Annotated in this window: 25 protein-coding genes and 1 tRNA gene; 7 read left to right on the plus strand and 19 right to left on the minus strand. The window is 66.3% G+C overall.

Annotated elements, in window-relative coordinates; translation table 11 throughout:
* Positions 1–40 precede the first annotated feature (40 nt).
* Positions 41–883 (plus strand): ParA family protein, encoded by an 843-nt coding sequence (locus LOC56_RS11060; protein ID WP_229952322.1) that lies wholly within the window; start codon positions 41–43, stop codon positions 881–883.
* A 127-nt stretch (positions 884–1,010) separates the two neighbouring features.
* On the opposite strand, the gene LOC56_RS11065 is transcribed toward LOC56_RS11060, so the two are convergent.
* From LOC56_RS11065 to LOC56_RS11090, 6 genes are all read right to left on the minus strand, one after another.
* On the minus strand, positions 1,011–1,598 hold the full coding sequence (locus LOC56_RS11065; protein ID WP_308219820.1) for a MerR family transcriptional regulator: 588 nt from the start codon (positions 1,596–1,598) through the stop codon (positions 1,011–1,013).
* Between the two features lie 192 nt (positions 1,599–1,790).
* Complete coding sequence (locus LOC56_RS11070) at positions 1,791–2,285, minus strand: bifunctional nuclease family protein (RefSeq protein WP_229952323.1); 495 nt, start codon at positions 2,283–2,285, stop codon at positions 1,791–1,793.
* Between the two features lies 1 nt (position 2,286).
* Positions 2,287–3,039 (minus strand): transcriptional regulator FtsR, encoded by a 753-nt coding sequence (ftsR, locus tag LOC56_RS11075; RefSeq protein ID WP_229952324.1) that lies wholly within the window; start codon positions 3,037–3,039, stop codon positions 2,287–2,289.
* A 37-nt stretch (positions 3,040–3,076) separates the two neighbouring features.
* Entirely contained in the window at positions 3,077–3,547 is a 471-nt protein-coding gene (locus LOC56_RS11080) for an FHA domain-containing protein (protein ID WP_229952325.1), read from the minus strand.
* Between the two features lie 241 nt (positions 3,548–3,788).
* Entirely contained in the window at positions 3,789–4,613 is an 825-nt protein-coding gene (gene erm, locus LOC56_RS11085; RefSeq protein WP_229952326.1) for a 23S ribosomal RNA methyltransferase Erm, read from the minus strand.
* 312 nt (positions 4,614–4,925) lie between these two features.
* On the minus strand, positions 4,926–5,054 hold the full coding sequence (locus tag LOC56_RS11090; protein ID WP_229952327.1) for an LPXTG cell wall anchor domain-containing protein: 129 nt from the start codon (positions 5,052–5,054) through the stop codon (positions 4,926–4,928).
* A 58-nt stretch (positions 5,055–5,112) separates the two neighbouring features.
* Here LOC56_RS11090 and LOC56_RS11095 point away from each other — a divergent pair, with 58 nt between their 5' ends.
* A complete protein-coding gene (locus LOC56_RS11095; RefSeq protein WP_229952328.1) occupies positions 5,113–5,730 on the plus strand; it encodes a hypothetical protein in 618 nt (205 codons plus the stop codon).
* Here LOC56_RS11095 and LOC56_RS11100 read toward each other — a convergent pair.
* Positions 5,717–5,920, minus strand: coding sequence for a hypothetical protein (locus LOC56_RS11100; RefSeq protein ID WP_229952329.1), 204 nt, complete (start codon positions 5,918–5,920; stop codon positions 5,717–5,719). The genes LOC56_RS11095 and LOC56_RS11100 overlap by 14 nt on opposite strands.
* A gap of 142 nt (positions 5,921–6,062) precedes the next feature.
* Between LOC56_RS11100 and LOC56_RS11105 the strand changes: the two genes are divergently transcribed.
* Entirely contained in the window at positions 6,063–6,641 is a 579-nt protein-coding gene (locus LOC56_RS11105) for a GNAT family N-acetyltransferase (protein WP_229952330.1), read from the plus strand.
* Here the strand turns inward: LOC56_RS11105 and LOC56_RS11110 are convergent.
* A complete protein-coding gene (locus tag LOC56_RS11110; RefSeq protein ID WP_229952331.1) occupies positions 6,638–7,705 on the minus strand; it encodes a PQQ-dependent sugar dehydrogenase in 1,068 nt (355 codons plus the stop codon). The two genes, LOC56_RS11105 and LOC56_RS11110, sit on opposite strands and share 4 nt — an antisense overlap.
* Positions 7,706–7,896: 191 nt before the next feature.
* Here LOC56_RS11110 and LOC56_RS11115 point away from each other — a divergent pair, with 191 nt between their 5' ends.
* On the plus strand, positions 7,897–8,550 hold the full coding sequence (locus LOC56_RS11115) for an Ltp family lipoprotein (RefSeq protein ID WP_229952332.1): 654 nt from the start codon (positions 7,897–7,899) through the stop codon (positions 8,548–8,550).
* A gap of 172 nt (positions 8,551–8,722) precedes the next feature.
* Complete coding sequence (locus tag LOC56_RS11120) at positions 8,723–9,244, plus strand: alpha/beta hydrolase (RefSeq protein ID WP_229952333.1); 522 nt, start codon at positions 8,723–8,725, stop codon at positions 9,242–9,244.
* Positions 9,245–9,276: 32 nt separating this feature from the next.
* Here the strand turns inward: LOC56_RS11120 and LOC56_RS11125 are convergent, their stop codons facing one another.
* A complete protein-coding gene (locus tag LOC56_RS11125; RefSeq protein ID WP_229952334.1) occupies positions 9,277–12,006 on the minus strand; it encodes an AAA family ATPase in 2,730 nt (909 codons plus the stop codon).
* Positions 12,007–12,282: 276 nt separating this feature from the next.
* Here LOC56_RS11125 and LOC56_RS11130 point away from each other — a divergent pair, with 276 nt between their 5' ends.
* Positions 12,283–12,867, plus strand: coding sequence for a small multidrug efflux protein (locus LOC56_RS11130; protein ID WP_229952335.1), 585 nt, complete (start codon positions 12,283–12,285; stop codon positions 12,865–12,867).
* Between the two features lie 89 nt (positions 12,868–12,956).
* Positions 12,957–13,598 (plus strand): hypothetical protein, encoded by a 642-nt coding sequence (locus tag LOC56_RS11135; protein ID WP_229952336.1) that lies wholly within the window; start codon positions 12,957–12,959, stop codon positions 13,596–13,598.
* Between the two features lie 89 nt (positions 13,599–13,687).
* On the opposite strand, the gene LOC56_RS11140 is transcribed toward LOC56_RS11135, so the two are convergent.
* The 10 genes from LOC56_RS11140 to LOC56_RS16290 all read right to left on the minus strand — a co-directional run bounded on the left by LOC56_RS11140 (position 13,688) and on the right by LOC56_RS16290 (position 21,974).
* Positions 13,688–13,761 (minus strand) — tRNA-Pro (locus LOC56_RS11140).
* A gap of 446 nt (positions 13,762–14,207) precedes the next feature.
* Positions 14,208–15,770: a ribosome biogenesis GTPase Der gene (gene der / locus LOC56_RS11145; RefSeq protein ID WP_227922669.1), complete on the minus strand. Its 1,563-nt coding sequence runs from the start codon at positions 15,768–15,770 to the stop codon at positions 14,208–14,210.
* Positions 15,771–15,940: 170 nt separating this feature from the next.
* Positions 15,941–16,642, minus strand: a complete 702-nt coding sequence (gene cmk / locus LOC56_RS11150; RefSeq protein ID WP_229952337.1) for a (d)CMP kinase — start codon at positions 16,640–16,642, stop codon at positions 15,941–15,943.
* Entirely contained in the window at positions 16,639–17,748 is a 1,110-nt protein-coding gene (locus LOC56_RS11155) for a prephenate dehydrogenase (RefSeq protein ID WP_229952338.1), read from the minus strand. The genes cmk and LOC56_RS11155 overlap by 4 nt, the downstream gene beginning before the upstream one ends.
* Before the next feature lie 3 nt (positions 17,749–17,751).
* A complete protein-coding gene (locus LOC56_RS11160) occupies positions 17,752–18,972 on the minus strand; it encodes a pseudouridine synthase (RefSeq protein ID WP_229952339.1) in 1,221 nt (406 codons plus the stop codon).
* Positions 18,973–18,996: 24 nt separating this feature from the next.
* Positions 18,997–19,641, minus strand: a complete 645-nt coding sequence (gene scpB / locus LOC56_RS11165; RefSeq protein WP_229952340.1) for an SMC-Scp complex subunit ScpB — start codon at positions 19,639–19,641, stop codon at positions 18,997–18,999.
* A complete protein-coding gene (locus LOC56_RS11170; protein ID WP_442860098.1) occupies positions 19,638–20,591 on the minus strand; it encodes a segregation and condensation protein A in 954 nt (317 codons plus the stop codon). The genes scpB and LOC56_RS11170 overlap by 4 nt, the downstream gene beginning before the upstream one ends.
* Positions 20,569–21,462: a ParA family protein gene (locus LOC56_RS11175; protein WP_229952341.1), complete on the minus strand. Its 894-nt coding sequence runs from the start codon at positions 21,460–21,462 to the stop codon at positions 20,569–20,571. Before LOC56_RS11175 ends, LOC56_RS11170 begins: the two co-directional genes overlap by 23 nt.
* Before the next feature lie 114 nt (positions 21,463–21,576).
* Positions 21,577–21,831: a GNAT family N-acetyltransferase gene (locus tag LOC56_RS11180; protein WP_331460935.1), complete on the minus strand. Its 255-nt coding sequence runs from the start codon at positions 21,829–21,831 to the stop codon at positions 21,577–21,579.
* Positions 21,777–21,974, minus strand: coding sequence for a hypothetical protein (locus tag LOC56_RS16290; protein ID WP_229952343.1), 198 nt, complete (start codon positions 21,972–21,974; stop codon positions 21,777–21,779). The genes LOC56_RS11180 and LOC56_RS16290 overlap by 55 nt, the downstream gene beginning before the upstream one ends.
* Positions 21,975–22,041: the final 67 nt, after the last annotated feature.

Genomic DNA, 22,041 nt, shown 5'->3' on the forward strand with positions numbered 1-22,041 from the left:
GTCCAGTGACCCCTAGACACGTTAGGTTTTGGTTCATCAAGTGCAAGTAGTGAGCATCAGCAGCCTGAAGGGCGGCGTCGGCAAGACCTCCGTCACCCTCGGCCTGGCATCCGCAGCGCTGGCCGCCGGCATTCCGACGCTCGTCGTGGACCTGGACCCGCACGCCGATGCCACCACCGGTTTGGGTGTCAGCGCAGGCAACCAGCTCGGAATCGGCGAGATGCTCCGGACGGCCCGTCGGGCACAGATTTCGGACCACGTAGTCCCCAGCGGCTGGGTAGCGAACGCCCGCCGCCTTGCGAAGGGTTCAGACGGCAAGAAGCCAGTCCTGGATGTTGCCATGGGCTCGGCCTACTCAGGCATTTACGACCGTCCGGACCTGGGCAAGCGCGATCTGCGGCGCCTGACCAACCTGCTGTCCCGCGTGTCCGGATACGGCTTGGTCCTCATCGACTGCCCGCCGTCGCTGAACGGCCTCACCCGCATGGCCTGGACCGCCAGCAACCGGGTGCTGCTGGTAGCGGAGCCGGGACTGTTCTCGGTGGCCGGCACCGAGCGGACCATGCGCGCGCTTGAACTGTTCCGGGAGGAGTTCGCTCCCAACCTGGCCCCGGCTGGAATCATCGCCAACCGGGTTCGGCCCAGCTCCAACGAGCACGTTTTCCGGCTTGCTGAAATGAAGCAGATGTTCGGTGACCTGCTCCTCACGCCCACCATTGCGGAACAGGCGAACTGGCAGCAGATCCAGGGTGCCGCCCATTCGGTGCACCACTGGCCCGGCGAATCAGCCAAGCAGGCAGCCGGAACCTTCGACGCCCTGATGAAAAACCTGATGGATTCCGGCAGCGTCCGCAACCGCGTGATGCGCCGCCCGGTGGCATAGTGCCGGTCAGGCCACCGAGCAGCTGAACAAACATTGAAGGGCATCCCCGCGGGGATGCCCTTCAACGTTAACGGTCTGTATTGTGCGTCGCCCTACTTCAGCGGCGTGGCCTAACTGAGGCGGTGCCCTAACTAATCTTCCGGGCGATGCGGCGCTGGCTTAGTTCGTCTCCGGGAAAGTCCTGCTCGTTGACGTGCTCACTGGGCAACTGCGCGAGGCTGCCCTCAACCTCTCGCCAGACGCGGCCCACGGCTATGCCGAAGACCCCCTGGCCGCCCTGGACCAAGTCGATAACCTCGTCGGCGGAAGTGCACTCGTAAACGCTGGCGCCGTCGCTCATCAAGGTGATCTGCGCCAGGTCCTCGACCCCGCGTTCACGCAGGTGCTCAACGGCTGTTCGGATCTGCTGGAGTGATACGCCGGTGTCCAGCAGTCGCTTGACGACCTTCAGGACCAGGATGTCGCGGAAACCGTAGAGGCGCTGCGTGCCGGAACCGGCGGCACCTCGTACTGCAGGTTCAACGAGTCCGGTGCGCGCCCAGTAATCCAACTGGCGGTAAGTTATCCCTGCAGCCTTGCAGGCGGTCGGGCCACGGTAGCCTGCGTCTTCGTCGAGAAGAGGCAGATCCTCGGTGAACAGCAAGCCCTGGGCGCTCTGGGAAGGGATACTCCCCGGGGCTGCGGCGTGTTCGCCGGCATCGCCTTTCGGACTCACGTGTGCCTCCTAGTAACGGTTCCCCTGGGGGTCGGCACAGGCCGGAGCTGTCGGGGCTTCTTCAGTGTGCCCCGAGAACTCCCCCGGTGCAATGGGAACTCTATTCTTCGACGTTAGAACCGACGGGCACCAAGGTCAAAGATGCCGGGAACTTTTCCGAAGGCGTGTCGGAGGCACTTGCGTAAAAGCGGCTCAGCGTTCGAAGTCTTCGGGCTCGACGTCGGCCAGGAACTCGCGGAACTGGCGCATCTCCTGCTCCGCGTTGTCCTGCTCTTCTTCGTCTTCGGGATCGGCATCTGCAATGCGGACGCCGGCCTCATTGAGGACTTCGTCGGCGCAGTAAATAGGGCACGGAATCCGCAGGGCAACCGCAATAGCGTCCGATGCCCGCGAATTCACGGCGGTTCCGTCCTCGAAGACAATCTCCGCGTGGAACACGGTGTCCTCCACGGAGATCAGCCGGACGAGCGTCACTTCGCGTTTGAGGGCATGGATCAGGTTCACCAGCAGGTCATGCGTCATGGGCCGCGGGGGAACGATCCCCTGCTGCACAAAGGCAATGGCACTGGCTTCCGGGGCACCGATCCAGATGGGCAGGTGCCGTTCGCCGTTGACTTCCTTGAGCAGGACAAGCGGCTGGTTGGACGGAAGTTCAATCCGCACGCCGACAACTTCTACTTCCTGCATCTCAGCCCTCCATCCGCGCAATTTGGCCATGCACCAGAGCACTGTGCAGGCTCAGGCACAGGTCGCTGATCTCACGGGCGGTCTCAGCGGCGCGGGCCTTCGAGGCGACGTCCCGGCGTGAGGCGACGACAGGTGCAACCACGCGCTCAACCAGTCCGAGTTCGCGGTCCGCGGCCGCTCGGAACGGACGCAGGTGGCGCGGTTCGATCCCGTGGGCCTCCAGCTGGACGCAGGCCTTGGCCACCTTCAGAGCATGCTCGTCATAGTTCTCTTCGGCACTGGTGATCAGCCCGTAACTGACCAGGCTGTGCACCAATTCCGTGCTTGCACCGGATTCCTTGACCAGTTCGTTGAAGGTCAAGGTCCGGGCATGGGAACGGGCCGCGAGCTCTCCGGCCAGCTGGTCCGAAACGACGCGCGGGGCGAGGGACATACCGCCGGGCAGCGACTCGGGCCGCTCTCCCCGGTCAATCGCATCAAGATAATCCTTGATGACCTTCAGCGGCAGGTACTGGTCCCGCTGCAGTGCCAGCACAAACCGAAGGCGCTCGACGTCGGCCGCACTGTACTTGCGGTAACCGGCGGCCGTTCGCTGCGGCGTCACCAGACCCTTTTCCTCGAGGAAACGGATCTTGGACGCACTGATGGCAGGGAAGTCCGTGCTTAGCTCGCCCAGGACCTCGCCGATATTCAGCACCCTGCCACGCAGCCGTTCCGGTCCGGTGGTGCGCCTGACGGACTGTGATGCTGACATGTCTACTACCTTATCTGCCCTACGCCGGGGCCTGAGCCTAGTTTCCGGCAGTTGCGGGGCGGGCAGCGTAAAAAGTGAGTCGGAACTTACCGATCTGCACTTCGCTCCCGGTACGCAGCAGCACGCTGTCCACCCGGTCATGGTTGACGTACGTGCCGTTCAGGCTCATGGAGTCCACCACGCGGAACCCCTCGGGGGTGCGGCGGAATTCAACATGCTTGCGTGAAACAGTGACGTCATCGAGGAAAACGTCTGCGTTGGGATGCCGTCCGGCAGTGGTGACGTCCTGGTCCAGCAGGAAGCGTGCTCCGGCGTTCGGACCGCTGTGGGCAATCAGCAGGGCTGAGCGCGCAGGGAGGGCCGAGACGGCGGCTCGCTCGTCCGGAGTCAACTTGGGCTCGACGGATGCGGAATCGGACATCGGGGGAAGACTGATGGATGTAGTGTCTTCCGCGCTGGGCGCCCGTCGGTTGCCCGCTCGTTCGGCGCTGTACTGCTCGCCCGCCATGTGCAATTTCCTCCCCAAAAAGAAAACTGATCAGCCAAAAATATCTGGCTGACCCGGTTCCGATGACTGTTTCTGCCTTACCTGCTGTATCAGCCTACCCGTAACCGGCCCGGTGTGGCACTGATTTACAAGTACTGCTTCCGGCTTGTGCGGGCAGGAGGTAATAATCGGGGCGTGCGCGCGCGTCGGAGGTGGCCCTGCCGATCCTGCGGATCCTGTCCGTCCCGATTCCGAAGCCTCGCTACCTGCTCGGCCGCGACACATTCGCCCTGGCCAGCCCTGCCTCAGCTGCCGGCCCGTTGGCGGAGGCGGTTGCCTGCCACAACCGCGGCCACTGCGCGGCGGCTACATCCCTGGGCAGCGCCTGCACCGGAACTCCCGCAGCGGACAACGCCGTCCGTGCGGCCCGTGCCGACCCAAGATACCTGCCAAGGATCTCCCCCAGCACTGCTCCGGGACCGCTGAAGATGCCGCGCACGAACCGCTCGTAGGCTGCCCGGTCCTGCGGTTCCAGCAGCGGAACCTTGCGACGCCGGAGGCAGAGGAGTCCGCCGTCCACTGTGGGGCGAGGGCGGAACCCGGCTGCTGGCACCCGGCCCCGAAGGTCGAATTCGAACCAGGGAGAGGTTTGGGCCGTCAGCAGGGTTCCGCAGCCGACCCCGGCCCGCTTGCGGGCGACCTCCCACTGGGTCAGCAGCACCGCTTGGGTCCAGGTACCCGTTGTCAGCAGACGGCGCAGGATCGGGGTAGTCAGGTGAAAGGGAATATTGCCCACAATCACAGGTCGGTCATATGGAACGGCCAGGGCATCGGCCTGCCGGACCCGTGCTGCGGGCACACGCCGTTGCAGTCGTTGTACGCAGCCTGGATCCAAGTCAATGGCCAGCAGGTCACGGCCGAGGGCTGCGAGCGGATGGGTCAGGGCGCCGTCGCCGGCACCGAGTTCGAGGATGCTCCCGCCGCCCGAGGAACGGACCAGGCCAATGACCAAACGGATAGTGGGTTGGTGGATCAGGAAATTCTGGCCGAGCTCCTCCCGACCGCCATACTGGGTTCTCGCTCCCACGAGCGCTCCAATCGCCGCGAAATGGAGCACCCTTCAGGCATACGACGCCTTCCGGGTGCCTGGCATCCGGAACGACGGCGCGCGGTACCGCGAGTGGAGGTGCCGCCCGCCGTCAGCGGCGGCGGTCGCGCACGAAGAACCCGCAGCCGAAAGCGCGGGCAAAAGCTCTACAGGAAGTCATGGGAAGGAGGATACGGCGACCGGCTCGACGATTCCAGAGGGAGCAAGATGTACGGCGGATGGGTGAACGGCAGCCGGCCCTGGGATAGGGCCGGCTGCCGCACGTCTTCGGGTCCTTGAGGGCGGCTACGCCTACGATTCCTCGGCTCCGCGGCGACGCGTGAAGTACACGCCGGCAGCACCAGCGACAAGAAGGCCTCCGGCTCCCAACAGTGCGAGCGAGGTGCCGGTTGCACCGGTGTCTGCCAGGTCAGGGCTCACACCATTGGACGGTCCTCCGGTCCTCATGCACGGCGGAGTGATGGACACTACCTGGACCATGGTCACCCCTGTATCAGTCTGCGTAGGCGTCGGAGTGACTGTGGGGGTACCCGTCGGCGTCGAGGTGGGCGTACTAGTCGGAGTGACCGTCGGCGTCGACGTGGGCGTTGTTGACGGGGTGCCCGTCGGCGTCGATGTGGGTGTAGTTGTCGGGGTGCTCGTCGGCGTCGAGGTCGGCGTACTAGTCGGGGTGCCCGTCGGCGTCGATGTGGGTGTAGTTGTCGGGGTGCTCGTCGGCGTCGAGGTCGGCGTACTAGTCGGGGTACCCGTCGGCGTCGACGTGGGTGTAGGCGTGGGGGTCATGAGACAGGTGGGCGTAGGATCCGAAACGGCTACGAGAACACCGGATTCCATTGGCGCGGCGGGAGCCTGTGCGGCAGCCGTCGGAGCGGTGGCCAGCGAGCCCACGAGGGCAAAGGCTGCCGCCAGGCTGCCGATTGAAGTAGTGGCAAGGGCATGTGGAAGGCGTTTGGTTTGCATGCGGACGAGGTTGACACCCTGCCTTGTTCTACGCAAGCGTAAAAGACACTTTCTTCACCCCAGCCTCAGTGTTCCCAGTAGTAACGCGAGCCGCAGTCATACCGGTTCGTGGATCCCGCCGGTCATTCGCCGGTGATCCACTGGACTATTTGTACGATCAAGCCGTTCGGATCCCGGTACTGCGCGAACCGTTCACCCCAGGGCTCCGTTTCCGGAGGGGTCACCATGTCCACACCGTCGGGAACCTCCGGGGTAGGTTCAACCAGCGACACCGTGCGGGCAGCGCCCGCCACCCGCTTTCCGGATGCTTTCCCGTCGTTGGTCATGCCGGCCTCGCATTCCGCCGCGGAGGTGCCGGCTGCTCGGTCCTCTGCGTAGTCCCGCTTCCGCTGCCTGAACCGGCAGGTTACGGTGCGAGGGATTCGAGCCGAAAGAGTCTCGAGCATCCTTAGCCTCCGGAGCCGCGAAATGATCGAGGTCCACCCTGCAACCGCCGACCGGTTCGACGACGTTGCCGCAGTCCTGGCGCCGAAGAACCCCGACAGCCAGGCCTGCTGGTGCCTCAGTTACCGCCTCCCGACGTCCGAGTTCCGTGCCCTCGCCGGCGCTGACCAGCTGGGCAGGCTGCGCCGGTATGCGGAGGAAGGAACCCCGCCCGGCGTCGTCGCCTATGTGGACGGTGAGGCCGCGGGCTGGTGTTCGGTGGGTCCTCGCGCCAGCCACCACCGGCTGCGGTCCTCACGGACCATCCCCGCCGTCGACGACGTGCCGGTGTGGAGTGTGGTCTGTCTGCTTATCCGTCCGCAGTTCCGCCGGCAGGGACTGGCCCGGCACTTGCTCGACGGCGCCGTCGACTATGCCCGTTCTGCCGGCGCCCCGGTGCTGGAGGCCTACCCGATCGACGCCGGCGGCGGCAGGATCAGTTCCTCGCTCGCTTACGTCGGCACTACTGCGCTGTTCGAGGCAGCCGGCTTCGAACGCGTGGTGGCGACGGCGTCGAGATCCGGCGGAAAGACCCGGTGGCTGATGCGGAGAAGCCTCACCTAATCCGTTTCCAGGCGGAGGATCCGGTCGTCATCCTGCCCGGGACGGCCGCGGCCGTCGGTGTTGTTCGTCAGGATCCACACGCTGCCGTCCGGAGCGTTGACGACGTCGCGCAGCCGGCCGTACTCACCTGCCAACTGTTCGGCGGAGGCACCGAGATCGTCGAGCGGGACCTGCCGCAGCCGTTCGCCGCGCAGGTTGGCAATGTACAGGGTGCCGTCCGCGACGGCGATGCCGCTCGGACTGGCTTCCCCGGGCGTCCATTGCTGCACCGGGTCGATAAAACCCTCTTCCCCGGCGATGCCCTCGACCTCGGGCCAGCCGTAGTTTCCGCCGGCCTCGATGACGTTCAGTTCATCCCAGGTGTTCTGCCCGAACTCGCTCGCGTAGAGGACGCCGTCGTTGTCCCAGGCGATGCCCTGCGTGTTGCGGTGCCCGTAGCTGTACACGAGTGTTCCCGGAAACGGGTTGTCCTCCGGCTCGGTGCCGTCCGGATTCATTCGCAGGATCTTCCCGGCGAGAGACTCCCGGTCCTGGGCGCTGTCCCGGCTGCCGGCGTCGCCCGTGGCGGCGTACAGCATGCCGTCGGGGCCGAACGCAAGGCGGCCACCGTTGTGGACCGGGCCGGCAGGGATTCCGTCGAGGATGGTTTCCGCTTCGTCCAGCGCCAATGACCCCGGTTCGCCGGTGATGCTGCGGCGTTCGATCCGGTTCCCGCCGTCCCCGGTGAAGTAGGTATACAGATACCCGTCCTGGACGGCGATGCCGAGAAGCCCGCCCTCTCCCCTGCCTCCGGCGCCCTCGATGGTGCCGGCCTCGCGGGCGATACCGCCGGCGTCGAGCTCCAGGATGCGGGCGGAGTCCCGCTCACTGACCAGCGGGATGCCCTCGTGGAACGCAATGGACCAGGGTACGTCGAGGCCGGTGGCGAGGACTTCCCGGACGTTGGTTTCCGACGGTGATATGGGGCTGGACACTTCGGTCTCCGCCTCCCCGCTGCCGGAGCAACTAACGAGTGCGGGAATGACGATTGCCAAAAACCACACCACCGGGCGTTTTCGCGGCATTTGCCCTCCCTAGCCTCGTACAGAGTGGGTGCTGAAGCCGACACCGGGCAGAATCCGGCAGGAAGTCCCAAGTCCATGATGGGCGTTGTTGGCTGGCTGGGACAACGGGCTCCAAAGCAGCATTTTGTGTGTCCCAGAGAGGTGCCTAAAATTGATTGCCCCTTTTTTACTGGAAAGGAGAGACGTTGGCTATGCCATCAGCAACCAAGCAATCCCTACGCAACCAAGACCCGACGCTCAGCGCAGTCACCGAAGCGCCCGGGAAAAAACGCAGGAAGTGGCCGTGGATTGCAGGCATCATCCTTGTCCTGGCCGCCGGATCCGCAATCGACGGTGGGTCGGACACCGAGTCGACCCAATCCCCGTCCGTAGAAACCCAGGTGGAGTCCCAGGACATATCCGGCGTTGACCAAGCCGCGGGACAGGAAAACCTGGCCGGCGGGCAGACAGAAGCGGAACCTGCTCCGATCGATCAGCAGCCAGAAGCAGAGTCTGCTCCGATCGATCAGCAGCCAGCAGCACCGGCTGAAAGCGGCGTTCCGGCTGATTTCAAGTCCGCGCTCCGCCAGGCAGATACTTATGCGAACAAGATGCACATGTCCAAGCTGGGGCTGTATGACCAGTTGACCTCTGAGTACGGGGGTCAGTTCTCACCGGAGGCCGCCCAGTATGCGGTTGATAATGTCGAAGCCGATTGGAATGCGAACGCATTGGCCAAGGCGAAGAGTTACCAGGAGGACATGGCTATGTCGCCGAGCGCCATTTATGACCAGCTGGTTTCCGAATACGGAGAACAGTTCACGCCTGCCGAGGCTGACTACGCTGTCCAGAATCTGAACCAGTAACCCGGCCCGAACTGCTAAGAACCGTCCCGCCAAGAGGTGCGGGACGGTTCTTCTCTTTTACCGGGCATCTTGACCCTGACCCGACAGGCCGCGAAGCTGGCCGGAGTCGATTGATACTCCCCGGCCGGCTTAGGGCCGAGCCGCTTCCCGCTACGAGCTCCCGGGAGAACGCATGGAGATCTTCTTCGTCCATGGAGCCGGCGGCTACCAGGACGACCTACCCCTCGCAGAAGAACTGCACACCCGCCTCGGCCTGCCCGTTACGACGCCCCGATTCCCCGACGCGGACATGTCGGCCGCGGGCTGGCGCAGCGAAATCGAACGGCATCGGAACACCCTCGCCCCTGACCTGGTCATCGTGGGGCATTCCTTCGGGGCGTCGATGGCCCTGCTTCACCTCGCCGATGGATTTCAGGGCACCCCGCCGCTGGGACTTGTCCTCCTGGCAATGCCTTTCTGGGGGTCGGAGGGTTGGCAGGCGGAGTACACGCTGCCTGCGGACGCCAAGCTGCCAACCGGCTTCCCGGTCTGGCTCCACCATTGCGTCGACGACGAGGTGGTGCCCATCGACCACTTGGACCGGCACGCGGCTCGGTTGCCGCAGGCGCAAGTCCGCCGACATACGTCCGGCGGGCACCAGTTCGAGGGGCGGATGGCTGCGGTGGCCGACGACGTCGGCACGCTCGCGGGCTAATGGCGAGGCCGCGACCGTCACGCCCGCGGGCCTCAGGAAAGGGACAGCTCGCGGAGCTGACGGCGCGAGGTGACGCCCATTTTGCGGAAAATATTGCGGAGGTGGGCATCAATCGTCCGTGGGCTGAGAAAGAGTTCCGTGGCGACTTCGCGGGAGGTTGCACCGGTGGCCACCAGCCGGGCGATGTGCATCTCGTGGGCGGTGAGGGAGTCGGCCGGCTGGGCGCTTCGCTTGCGGGGGTGCTCGCCGGTGGCGCGAAGTTCGCGGGCGGCGCGGGCGGCGAACGCCTCGGCGCCCATGTCCAACAGCATCCCGTGCGCGGTGCGGAGCTGTTCGCGGGCGTCCTGGCGGCGGCCCTCGCGGCGGAGCCACTCGCCGTAGACGAGGTGCGTTCGGGCGAGATGGGTGGTTATCCGGCAGCGGTTGAGTTGCTCGATCGCCTCGCGGAAGTGTTCCTCAGCGGCTGTCCCCGTAGAGGTCAAAGCCCGTGAATGCGCCGCCAGACCGAGCCCCCACGGCGTACCGCTGGCGAGGGCGCGTGAAGTGAGTTGCTCCAGCGCATCGGCCGCACTCTCCGGCCGGCCGGAACGGCACGCCGCTTCGACGAGTTCAGAGTGGGCCAGGTTGTTGAACCTCACCGCTTCGGCGTCGATGGCCCGTGCCGCCGCGGCATGAGCTGCGGAGTAGTCGCCCAGACCGTTATGCAGCACCGCCATGGCGTACTGTGTCAGGGCATCCTCGGTGCTGTGCGCCTGTCGGGCAGCCTTGCGGACAATGCTCGCGCGCATCCCGGCGGTCTCGTCTGGACGGCCGCGCCAGGCAGACAGGAGGAGCTGCGCGTGCAGCAAGGGCACAGCCCCGGTCGCGGCTGCGATCGCTGCGTGCTCGGCGGCGCGGTCGAACTCACCCGAGAGCACTTGTATGACGGATTGGCCCAGAAGTGCGTCCGGGAGTGCGGCAAGCGCGCCGGTCTCACGGGTCAGACGGACATGACGGATGGACACCGCGTGGAGCATCTCGTCGTCGAACACCGACATTGCGGTTCGGCTGGCGAGCCACCCCCAGCGGCAGGTGTCGACGACGCTCAGCGCATCAACATCCTGCTCCTGGCCTCCGAAGGCCGCCAGCGCCCGCCGCAGCCCCGGCACACCGGCCGAATACCCCTGCGTGAAGGTCGTCACAAGCCCGTCAAGCAGCAGATCCGCAGGCCGCGGAGACCCCGTCGCGACGGGCGCCCTCAGGGCAGCCTCGGTCACTTCCGGTATGCCGCGGCCGCGTTGGAAGTCACCGGTGACGATCGCCGCTTCGAGCGCGCGCAGATACGTCTCACGGGACAGCACCGGGTCCAGCGGGGCCAGGCTCTTAGCGGCTTCCAGCAGCATCCTCTGCCCTTCGGCGTCGCGCGCGAGGTGGAACGCGATCCGCGCGCGCAGCAGTTCGAGGCGAGCCTGCTGCAGGGTATCGAGCGGCCCGGCCGAAGCGACCGTCAGCAACTCGGAGGCGTCCGCACCAGCCTCGTGCTTATCCTGCGCGGCCTCCAGCGCCCGGCTCGCGCGGGTGGCAGGGTCAGGGGTCAGTCTGGCCGCATGCTCCATGAACGCCGCCGCAGCGGCCAGCCCGCCGCGGGCGCGCGCCCGGCCTGCTGACCGCACCAGCCCAGCGGCGGCGTCCTCGTCGGTGCCCAGCACGGCCTGGGCCCGGTGCCAGGCGCGGCGGTCGGGGTCGACGTCTGGATCGATGGCAGCGGCCAGCGCGTCGTGTGCACGGCGACGCTCCAGCGGGGCGGCGGACCGAAGCACAGCTGAACGCACCAGCGGATGGCGAAACCTCACCCGTGTATCAATCTCCAGGAGTCCGGCGGCCTCTGCGGGCGCGGCGGACTCGCCGGCGATCCCCAGGTGCGCGGCCGCACGCCACAGCAGCGCCACCTCGCCGGTAGAATCGGCCGCGGCAACCAGCAGCAATAGTCGAGTAGGTGCCGGCAGGCTGTCCGCGCGGCGCCGAAAGGTGTCCTCGATGCGGTGCGTGATGCCCGGCACCGGCTCGAACCCGCCGGCCACCCATGCCGCCGGCGCGCTTCGGGCCAACTCCAGCAGCGCGAGAGGGTTCCCGTGCGCCTCCGCGACGACATGCTCGCGCATCCCGTCGTCCAGGGGTACGTAGTCGGCTGCTGCCAGCAGCTCCCGCGCGTCGGCCTCGTCGAGCCCGCCCAAGCGTAAGCCGGGTATGCCGTCGAACCCGCGAACATCGCGGTCGGTGGGCTCCCGCAGGGCGAACACCAGCGCCATCGGCTCCGCGGCGACCCGTCGTGCCACGAATGTGAGGACCTGAGCCGACGCCTCGTCCAGCCACTGCGCATCGTCAACGAGGCACAGAAGGGGCCCTTCCTCAGCGGCCTCGGCCAGCAGGTTAAGAGTGGCCAGCCCTATCAGGAACCAATCCGGCACTGCACCGCTTCGCTGCCCGAACGCCACGCCCAGAGCGATCTGCTGCGGCTCGGGCAGGGCACCCATGCGGTCCAGCAGGGGCGCGCACAACTGATGCAGGCCCGCAAAAGCGAACTGCGTCTCGCACTCCACCCCGACCGCGGACACTACTCGGAACCCCGAGGCATCAGCCCTGCCGCGGGCGTACTCGAGCAACGCCGTCTTTCCGATACCCGCTTCCCCTCGGACGATGACTGCCCCGCTCAGCCCGGCTCGTGCCTGCGCGAGGAGGTTGTCGACCGTTGCGCGGTCCGCGGAGCGGCCCAGGAAGTTCATCAGTGTCGCTCCCTTCAGAGCATGACGGCACCTTATTAGGCAATTTTCGCCTACGCAATCGAAGTCGCTCCGGCCCAAGCAGCTAGGCGGAAACCGGCGGAAAGGCAGGGGTTTCCACCGACGCGAAGACCCCGTCGCCGCTGCGAATCTGAAGACTCCGGTGCAGGCGAAGCAGTACGGCCCAGCCCAGACCTGGGAACACGGTTTGTGCTGGACCGTTTCGAGAATCGCACGAATCCACGACCCGCATAAGACATAAGAAAGAAGCGCTGAACCATGAACCCCATTCAGGAACTGATCATCAACTTCCAGGATCTGGCGGCCCAAGTGCCCGAGATCATCCGGCCCGTCATCGTGATGCTCGCCGGGGCCGTCCCGTTCATCGAGACCGAAGGGGCCTCCGTGATCGGCATCCTCGGCGGCCTCCACCCTATCGTTGCCGGTATCGCGGCCGCAGTCGGCAATTTCCTGAGCGTGGTTTTCGTGGTGCTCTTCACCTCCCGGGCCCGCACTGCGGTCACCAACCACAACAGGGACCGTGTCTCGGCTGCCCGGAGCGCCGAGCGCGTCCCGGCCTCCCTGGGTTACCAGGGGTCCGCTGCGTTCGAGGAGACGGCGCCGGCCAAGCCCGTATCCAAAGGGCGCCAGCGCTTCATGAAGTGGCTCGTCCGCTTCGGCGTCCCCGGCGCGAGCATCCTCGGTCCCCTTGCAATCCCGACCCAGTTCACATCCGCGATCCTCATCGCGAGCGGAACCCCCCGTGGCTGGGTGCTGCTCTGGCAAGGTGTGGCAATCGTCATATGGACGACAGTGGCCACCGTCTCGTTCTGGGCCGCCCTCACCTTCGTCGTCGGAGTCTGAGTCACATGAAAGGCCGGATCGACGACCCATCGGCGGAACGTAGCCGCGCCGGCAGGGCAGAGCCGAAGAAGCGATTCCGGGAGGAACAAGTGACACCCAAAGAGACGCTGGAACCCGGGGACGGACATACGCTTCCGGACTATCGATGGTGGCAGCTGTTCTCGCGTTCCCTCTTTCATCTGCAGCTCACCGGTGAGGACGGTGCACCGGAGATCTGGTCCGTAGAGGTCCGGCCCGGGGGTGATTCGGACGGCGAAGTGCGCGCGCAGCTCTACCGCAACGGGATCAACCAGGCCCGATCGAAACTTCCTGCGGTGTTCGCAGTGCCGGGTGGCGCCATCGAGGTCGAGGTCAGCATCTACGGGCTCAGACGCTGCCACTATGTGACGCCCGACGGGTCCGAGCGACAGCTTCTACCTGATCCTGCCTCGGCCGAAGGACTGCGCGCCCGACTGGAACGGACCAATCCGGCGCTGAGCCGTGCCGTTGGCATCGTATCGGCCAGCGTACTCGTGGTCGCGCTCCTGCTCGGCGTTCCGCAGATCATTGAGCAGATCATGCAGCTCCCGCCCATCGCGGAGAACCTCGGCACGTTCTCCAGCCCGTTCCAGCTTCCGGCATCGGCGAACTTGGTGCTGCTGCTGGCAACGCTGGCAGCCAGCACCGAGCGCGCACTCCGGCTGCGCTACAACCGGGTCCTCGACGGCGGCTTCCTTGAGGGTGGTGACTAGAGCATCGGCCGGGCTCTGCGGCAGGCTCAGCCCGGCACCCGCTTAAACGACAAAAGCCTGACGAAACTCGCGTTTCATCAGGCTTACCGTCGGGTTGACAGGATTTGAACCTGCGACCCCTTGACCCCCAGTCAAGTGCGCTACCAAGCTGCGCCACAACCCGCAGTTCTTCCGGAATGTCTCCCGGCTGAACCACCTCAAATACCTTACACCACAACCCGCGAATCCGTCGCATCGAGGCTCGCGGGCGTTGCAGGCACCGGCGTACGGCCAAAAACAGAGCGCGCACCGGCTCCCCCGCTTCCCGGCCGCGCTGCTTGTACAGATAACGGGCTTATCCCATTCCCGGCCGCGCTGCTTGTACAGATAACGGGCTTATCCCATTCCCGGCCGCGGTGCTTGTACAGATAACGGGCTTATCCCAGCCGGATAGCCCCGTTATCTGTACAGTGATGAGCCACCACAGTGATGAGCCACCGGACTCCCGGGCCGCTGCCACAGCCCCGAAGCCCCGCTGTCGCAGCACCGCAGCCTGCACCCCCGCAAACGCAGAAACCCCGGCCCCCCTCCCCCATAAGGGGACGGGACCGGGGCTCTACACCAAAAGACTTAGCGCTTGCTGTTCTTGCCGCGCTTCTCGCGGACGCGCATGCTGACCTCAATGGGCGTGCCCTCGAAGCCGAACGTCTCACGCAGCCGGCGGGTGATGAAGCGGCGGTAGCCCGGATCCAGGAAGCCGGTGGTGAACAGCACGAACTTCGGCGGGCGCGAGGAAGCCTGCGTACCGAAGAGGATGCGGGGCTGCTTGCCGCCGCGCACGGGGTGCGGGTGCGCTGCCACGAGCTCGCCCAGGAAGGCGTTGAGCTTTCCGGTGGGGATGCGCTTGTCCCAGTTTTCCAGTGCCGTATCCAGTGCCGGAACAAGACGGTCCTTGTGCCAGCCGGTCTTGGCCGAGATGTTGACGTGGGGAGCCCATTCAACGTGGGCCAGGTCCCGCTCGATCTCGATCTTGAGGTAGCGGCGGCGTTCGTCGTCGAGCAGGTCCCACTTGTTGAAGGCGAGGACCAGTGCGCGGCCGGATTCGATGGCCAGCTGCAGGATGCGGACATCCTGCTCGCTGAGGACCTCGTCCACGGCCAGGAGCACGACGGCGACCTCGGCCTTTTCCAGGGCAGCCTGGGTACGCAGGGAGGCGTAGAAATCGGCGCCCTGTGCCATGTGCTGACGGCGGCGGATGCCGGCGGTGTCAACGAAGCGCCAGGTGCGGCCGCCGAGTTCGATCATTTCATCCACCGGATCACGGGTGGTGCCCGCGGTGTCATCCACGACTACGCGCTCGGAGCCGGCCAGCTTGTTCAGCAGCGAGGACTTGCCCACGTTCGGGCGGCCGATCAGCGCGATGCGGCGCGGGCCGCCGGAGCGGTCCAGTCCGCCGTATGCGGAGTACTCGGGCAGCACGTCCAGGACGGCGTCGAGCATGTCACCGGTGCCGCGGCCGTGCAGGGCGGAGACCGGGTACGGCTCGCCGAAGCCCAGGCCCCAGAGGGAGGAAGCGTCGGCTTCGTTCTGGATGTCGTCCACCTTGTTGGCGACGACGACGACGGGCTTGCCCTTGCCGCGCAGCATCCGCACCACGGCCTCGTCGGTGGCGGTGATGCCGACGGTCGCGTCGACCACGAGCATGACGGCGTCGGCGTGGTCAACGGCGATTTCGGCCTGGTCGGCTACCCGGGCGTGGATGCCGCGGGCGTCGTGCTCCCAGCCGCCGGTGTCCACCAGCGTGAAGTTCACGCCGTTCCAGGTTGCCGGGTAGGTCACCCGGTCACGGGTCACGCCGGGGGTGTCCTCTACGACTGCCTCGCGGCGGCCGAGGATACGGTTCACCAGGGTGGACTTGCCCACGTTCGGGCGGCCAACGATGGCGACCACGGGATCCTGGCGCAGGGGTGCGTCTTCGTCGTATTCTTCGAAGCCGCCGGCGAGCAGCGCGGCGTCTTCTTCATCAAGTTCATAGTCGTCGAGGCCGGCGCGGAGGGAACGGGCGCGGATATCGGCCTCGTCGTCATCCATTGCCGCGAGGCGCTCGTCGATCTGGTCTTCTCCGGACGGGACGTACTCGTCCGTGGAGATCCCGTCACCGGCGGTGTCGTCGTTGAGAGGTTTTCCGTTCATTGAATTGCTTTCTTTCCGTTGAGGTCTGCAGCACTGCGTACAGGCCGTCGCCGGACGTTCAGCCCGGTAAGTGTGAGGGAGGATTCCTTGCGGCGTTGCCGCCGGATGTCCTCCTCCCATTGAAACACGGGCGGGTGCCCGTGATTGGTGCCGGGTCCCCCGGCAGGGAGCTAGTGGGTACTGGTGAAAACCACTTCGAGTACGGCCGAGACCGTCTCTTCGAAGTCCAGGTCGGAGGAATCGACGGTGACGACGCCGTCGGCGGCCTGCCGGAATTCCACCACTGTGGAGTCCTTGGCATCGCGGACCAGGACCTGTTCCTTCAGGGCTGCGGCGGTCTGCGTGCCGCCCAGCTGGATGCCGCGGCGGCGCAGCCGGGCTTCCTCGCTGGCGGTGAGCAGGATCCGCACCTCGGCGTGCGGGGCCACCACGGTGGTGATGTCCCTGCCCTCGGCCACGATCCGCAGGCCCGAGTCCCGGATCAGCTGCTGCTGGCGTCGGACCAGTTCCGCCCGTGCACCCAAGGTGGTGGCGACGGCGCTGACCGAGGAGGACACGGCGGGCTCGCGGATGGCGTCGGTGACGTCCCGGCCGCTGACCCGCACCCATTCCTCATCCGGGGACAGGCTCAGGGCAATGTCGGCGTTTTCCGCGGCGGCCTCGACGGCCACCGAATCGGTCAGGTCGATGCCGGCCTCCATGCAGGAGAGCGTGACCGCACGGTACATGGCACCTGTATCGAGGTAGGCGGCGTGCAGGCGGCGGGCCACTTCCCGGCTGATGCTGGACTTGCCCGAACCCGACGGTCCGTCGATGGCCACAACCAGCGGCTTGCCCTGCCGGAACTGGGCCGGATCCACATTAGAACTCACTGCACTACCTTCCACCCGCGGGCGCTTAATTCAGAAACAAGGTCATTCACCCGGCCGGGCAGGACGGAGATTTCCGCCCGTCCCACCTGTCGGCCGGAGGCGTGCTCCAGCCGGAGGTCTTCCAGGTTCACGCCGATCTCACCGATTTCGGTGAGCAGCCGGGCAATCTGGCCCGGCGTGTCATCCACCAGGACGGTGAAGGACACAAAGGTCTGCGCCGGTCCACCGTGCTTGCCCGGAATCCGGGCCTGCCCTGCGTTGCCTTCGGCGATCAGCTGCGCCATGTCCAGGCGCGCACCGTCCGCCACCGGGTCTTCGAGCGTGCGGATCAGCCGGTTCAGGTCCTCGCGGACCCCGTGCAGGATCGGCACCAGCCGCCCGGCGTTTCCGCTGAGGATCTGCACCCAGAGATTTGGATCGCTTGCGGCAATCCGGGTCACGTCCCGCAGGCCGTTGCCGGACAGGGCGAGGGACTGCGGCGGGGTTTCCTGCAGCCGGCTGGCCACCAGGGAAGCCATTACCTGCGGCAGGTGCGAGGTCAGCGCCACGGACGCGTCGTGGTCTTCGGCTGACATCCGGGAGACCACGGCGCCCAGGTCGAAGGCAAGTGCCTCCGCGCGGCGCACGGCGTCCGGGGCCGCTTCCTCCGGCGGGCAGATCACCCAGGGCATACCGTTGAACAGTTCCGCCCGCGCGGCCACCGGCCCGGATTTCTCCCGGCCTGCCATCGGGTGCGTGCCCACGTAACGGCTGAGGTCGGCGTCGCGCTCCCGCAGGTCAGCCAGGACCGCGGACTTGACGCTGGCGATATCGACGACGGCGGCGGCCGGCCAGTCCTTCAGCGCTGCCGCCGCCAGGGCCGGGGTAACGTCCGGCGGCGCGGCAACGACCACGAGCGCCGGCTCGAAGCTTTCGCCGGCGGCACTGAGCAGCCGTCCGGCGCCGATGTCGCGGGCCACGGCCTCTGTCGAGGGAGACAGGTCCGAGAGCACCACATCGACACCCCGGGCAGAAAGCCCGAGGCCGATGCTGGTGCCCAGCAGTCCCGTGCCGATAATCAGCACGGATCCGGACAGGTGGGTGCCCCCGTCAGCGGCAGCGGCCATTGGCTACAGTCCTACTGAGGCGAGCAGGTGTCCGACCTCGCCGCGGCCGAGGACGCGGATGCTGCCCTGGCGCTGGTCGCCCAGGCGGATCGGGCCGATCTGGGTGCGCACGAGGCGCTCGACGGGGTGCCCGACGGCGTCGAACAGCCGGCGGACAATGCGGTTGCGGCCCGAGTGCAGGACTACCTCGACGAGGAGGTGTCCCGGGGTGGAGTCGACCAGTTTGAAGGAGTCAACCTTCTGGAAGCCGTCTTCCAGCTCAATGCCTTCACGCATCTGCGCGCCGACGCCGTGGCTCATCGGTCCGCGGACCTGCACGAGGTAGGTCTTGGGCACTTCGTAGGAGGGGTGCGTCAGCCGGTTGGTCAGCTCGCCGTCGTTGGTCAGCAGCAGCAGGCCCTCGGTTTCGTTGTCCAGCCGGCCAACGTGGAACAAACGCTCGTTCTTGCTGGTGGCCTTAAGGAAGTCGCTGATGCAGGGACGCCCTTCGGGGTCTTCCATGGTGGAGATGACGCCGCGGGGCTTGTTGAACACGTAGTACTTCTGGGTTTCATCCAGCTGCAGGCGCATGCCGTCCACATGGATGGCCACCGTCGCGGGGTCAACGCGCACGCCGAGCTCGGTGACGACCTGCCCGTCAACTTCAACGCGGCCTTCGGCAATCATTTCCTCGCACACGCGGCGGGAGGCGACGCCGGCACTGGCCATCACCTTCTGCAGGCGGACGCCTTCGGGGTTGTGCTGTTCGGAAATCACCGGGGCCGCGGGGCGGCGGGTGGTGGAACGGCGCACGGGACCCAGGTTCTGGCCGAAGCGCTCCCCGCGGAAAGCGCGGTCGCCGCTCTTGCGCTGGCCCTGCTGGGGGCCGCCGAACTTGCCGGCACCGGACTTGGAACCCGGCTTGAAGCCGCCCGATCTGGGAGCACCGGACTTCGGGACGCCGGTCCGGGGTGCACCGGTCTTGCCGGAGTTGCTTGATCCGAAGGCCTTCACGGCGTCGGACTTGAACTTCTCCGGGCGGGCTGCCTCGGGGCTGACAGGCCGGTAGCCGTTGGCACGGTCTTCACCGGGCTTCAGGCCCGATGCCGAGCGCGGGCCGCCGGTGCGGTTGGAGGAGGGCTTGGAGCCGCGGCCGTAGCTTTTGCCGCCGGCGGGGCCACCGGCACTGCGTCCGCCGCCGCGAGGGGTATTGCGGCCGGATCCGGAACGGGGTGCTGGTGTCATGAGTAAGTCCTTTGGGTGTAGCGGTTAATAAGTAGTGTCTTCATATTCGGCCAGGTTTTCCAGCCCGGGCAGGTGCGGTGCAATCTGTGGAAGTTCATCGAGGCTTCCCAAACCAAGCCGTTCCAAAAAGTACGGCGTGGTCCGGTACAGCAGCGAACCGGTTTCCGGTTCGGTGCCGGCGTCGACGATCAATCCACGCTGAACCAGCGTGCGGACCACCGAATCGACGTTTACTCCCCGGATCGCGGAGACCCGGGCCCGGGAGACGGGCTGCCGATAGGCAATCACCGCCAGTGTTTCCAGTGCGGCCTGCGACAGCCGTGCACTCTGGCCTTCCAGTACAAACTTCGACACAACGGGCGCATAGTCAGCGCGGGAAAAAATCCGCCATCCGCCTGCTACGTCGCGGAGTTCAAAACCACGCGGTGCGCCCTCGGGTCCATCCCCAGTATAACCGTCATACTCCCGCTGCAGTTCCGTGAGGGCCGCGAGCACTTCCGGCTCCGGCACGCCGATCACCGAGGCCAGCACCGCGGGGGCAGCGGGTTCATCCACCACCATCAGCACAGCCTCGACGGCGGCCTTCACTCCCCGGGGAAGTGCTGCAACGTCTTCGCGGGCGTCATCCCCGCCGCTTTTCCCGGGACCAAAACCAGGTTCCGCCGTCATGACCGGTCCCCTTCCAGGGTTGTGTGTTGGACTGTTGCGCCATTGGATCCGCTGTTTTCGCCGGCGCGCTCACCGCCATATTCATCTCCCACGGCTGCAACCCCGCCTGCCGGATCCGACCCTGCGGTCCACGTGATGAGCAGCTCCCCCAGCGGGGCAGGCTGTTCAAAGCTGACGGTTCCGTCACGGAACATTTCCAGCAGTGCGAGGAACCGGGCCACCGCCACCGGACCGTCGGCGTCGGACACCAGGGCCGCGAAGGTGGCCGCACCGTCGGCAGCGAGCCGTTCCGCCAGGATTAGGGCCTGCTCCCGGACGCTGGTCTTGGGTGCGTGCAGATGCTCAAGCCCCACTGTCGGAGGATGCTCGTCGCGCGGCTGCAGGGCACGGGCGGCCATGTCCGCGAACTGCTGCGGCGTGGTCCGCCAGACCAGCTCGGGAAGCATCGCCGCGAAGTGCGGATCCAGGGATACCTGCCGCGGGAAACGCCGCGCCTCGTCCGTCAGCCGCTCCCCCATCAGGGCGGCCATCTCGCGGAACGCCTTGTATTGCAGCAGCCGGGCGAACAGCAGGTCACGGGCCTCGAGCAGGGCGACGTCTTCATCGTCCTCCACGTCGCCCGCCGGAAGCAGGCGTGCGGCCTTGAGGTCCAGGAGGGTGGCGGCAATAACCAGGAATTCGCTCGCCTCATCCAGTGCCACCTCGGGGCCGGTGCCGAAGAGCTCCCGGATGTAGCCCAGGAATTCATCGGTGACGGCGGCAAGGGCAATCTCGGTGATGTCCAGCTCGTGCTTGGAAATCAGTCCCAGCAGGACATCGAAAGGCCCGGTGAAGTTTGCCAGGCGGACTTCGAAGCCGGCACGGGCGGCCGGATCCTGCGAACCCGGCTCCCGGGCGTCCGGCCCCGCCGGGTTGGCGGGCGCCGGCTTAGGGCGCGCCGCCGCGGGCAATCAGTTCCTTGGCGAGACGGCGGTAGGAGTCGGCGCCCGGGTGATTGCCGGCGTAGGAGGTGATCGGTTCGGCCGCCACAGTGGCGTCAGCGAACTTGATGGTCCGCTTGATGACCGTTTCGAAGACCTTGTCCCCGAAGGCTTCCACCAGGCGGGAAATCACTTCCCGGCTGTGCAGGGTGCGGGCGTCGTACATGGTGGCCAGGACGCCGTCCACCTGCAGGCTGGGGTTGAGCCGGTCCTGGACCTTCTCGATGGTCTCCACCAGCAGGGCCACCGCACGAAGGGCAAAGAACTCACAGATCAGCGGGATGATCACGCCGTGCGCGGCGGTCAGGGCGTTGACGGTCAGCAGACCCAGGGAAGGCTGGCAGTCGATGAGGATGACGTCGTAGTCATCCGATACCCGGCGCAGGGCGCGTTCGAGCACCTGCTCGCGGGCCACCTCGTTCACGAGCTGCACCTCGGCTGCGGAAAGGTCGATATTGGCCGGCAGCAGGTGGATGTTCTCGATGGAGGTTTCGTGGATCGCCTCGCGGATATCCACCTTTCGGTCCATCAGCACGTTGTAGACGGTGAGGTCCAGCTCGTGCGGGTTGGCTCCCATCCCTGCGGACAGGGCGCCCTGCGGGTCAAAGTCCACCAGCAGCACACGCCGGCCGGCTTCAGCGAGGGCGGCGCCAAGGTTGATGGTGGAGGTGGTCTTGCCGACCCCGCCCTTCTGGTTCACCATCGCAATGATCCGGGCAGGACCATGGGACGTGAGGACGGGAGGCTCGGGGAATACCGTCAGGGGACGTCCGGTTGGACCCATCACCGTGTCGGCTCCGGTTGCGTCCTGCAGAGTTGATGAACCCTGTTCGCTGCTCACGTATAAATCCACGCTTCCGTATCTAGCTTTGCTGCGGGCTGTCTTTGTCAAGGTTACAGCCGCGCCACGGCCATCCCGCGAATCAGGGCTGCGACGACCGGCGAGCCTTGACGCTCAAGTAGAAGTCGAACCTTGAGGTTGGACGGCAGCATGCAGATGCATGTCGTGCCAGCCGTCCGCATGCCTGAGGGCACTGCGCTTGGTTCCTTCCAACGCGAAACCGGTCTTCCGGGCGACGCCGCAGGAAGCCTGGTTGCGCACCGAGTGGGAAAGCTGGAGGCGCATGAGGCCTGCCGTGCCGAAGGCCCACCGCGTCAGCGCGTCCTCGGCCCGGGATGCCACCGCGTTTCCCCGATCCTCCGGAAGCACCCAATAGCCCGGTTCAGCATCGCCGTCGCCACGGCGGCGTCGTCGTCGCGCCAGGGCCGCAGGACCAGGCCGTCTGCGTCGAGGGTCGACTGCACCCGGCTGCTCAATGTCCCGCGCCGCAGATAGGGGCCAAGGGCTGTCATCGAAAGTCCGCCGTTCGTAGAGCGGGCATCGAGGACCATTATGCACGCGGGCGGATTCCCGCCGGCT

The organism is Arthrobacter sp. zg-Y179 (assembly GCF_020907345.1).
GTDB lineage: Bacteria > Actinomycetota > Actinomycetes > Actinomycetales > Micrococcaceae > Arthrobacter_B > Arthrobacter_B jinronghuae.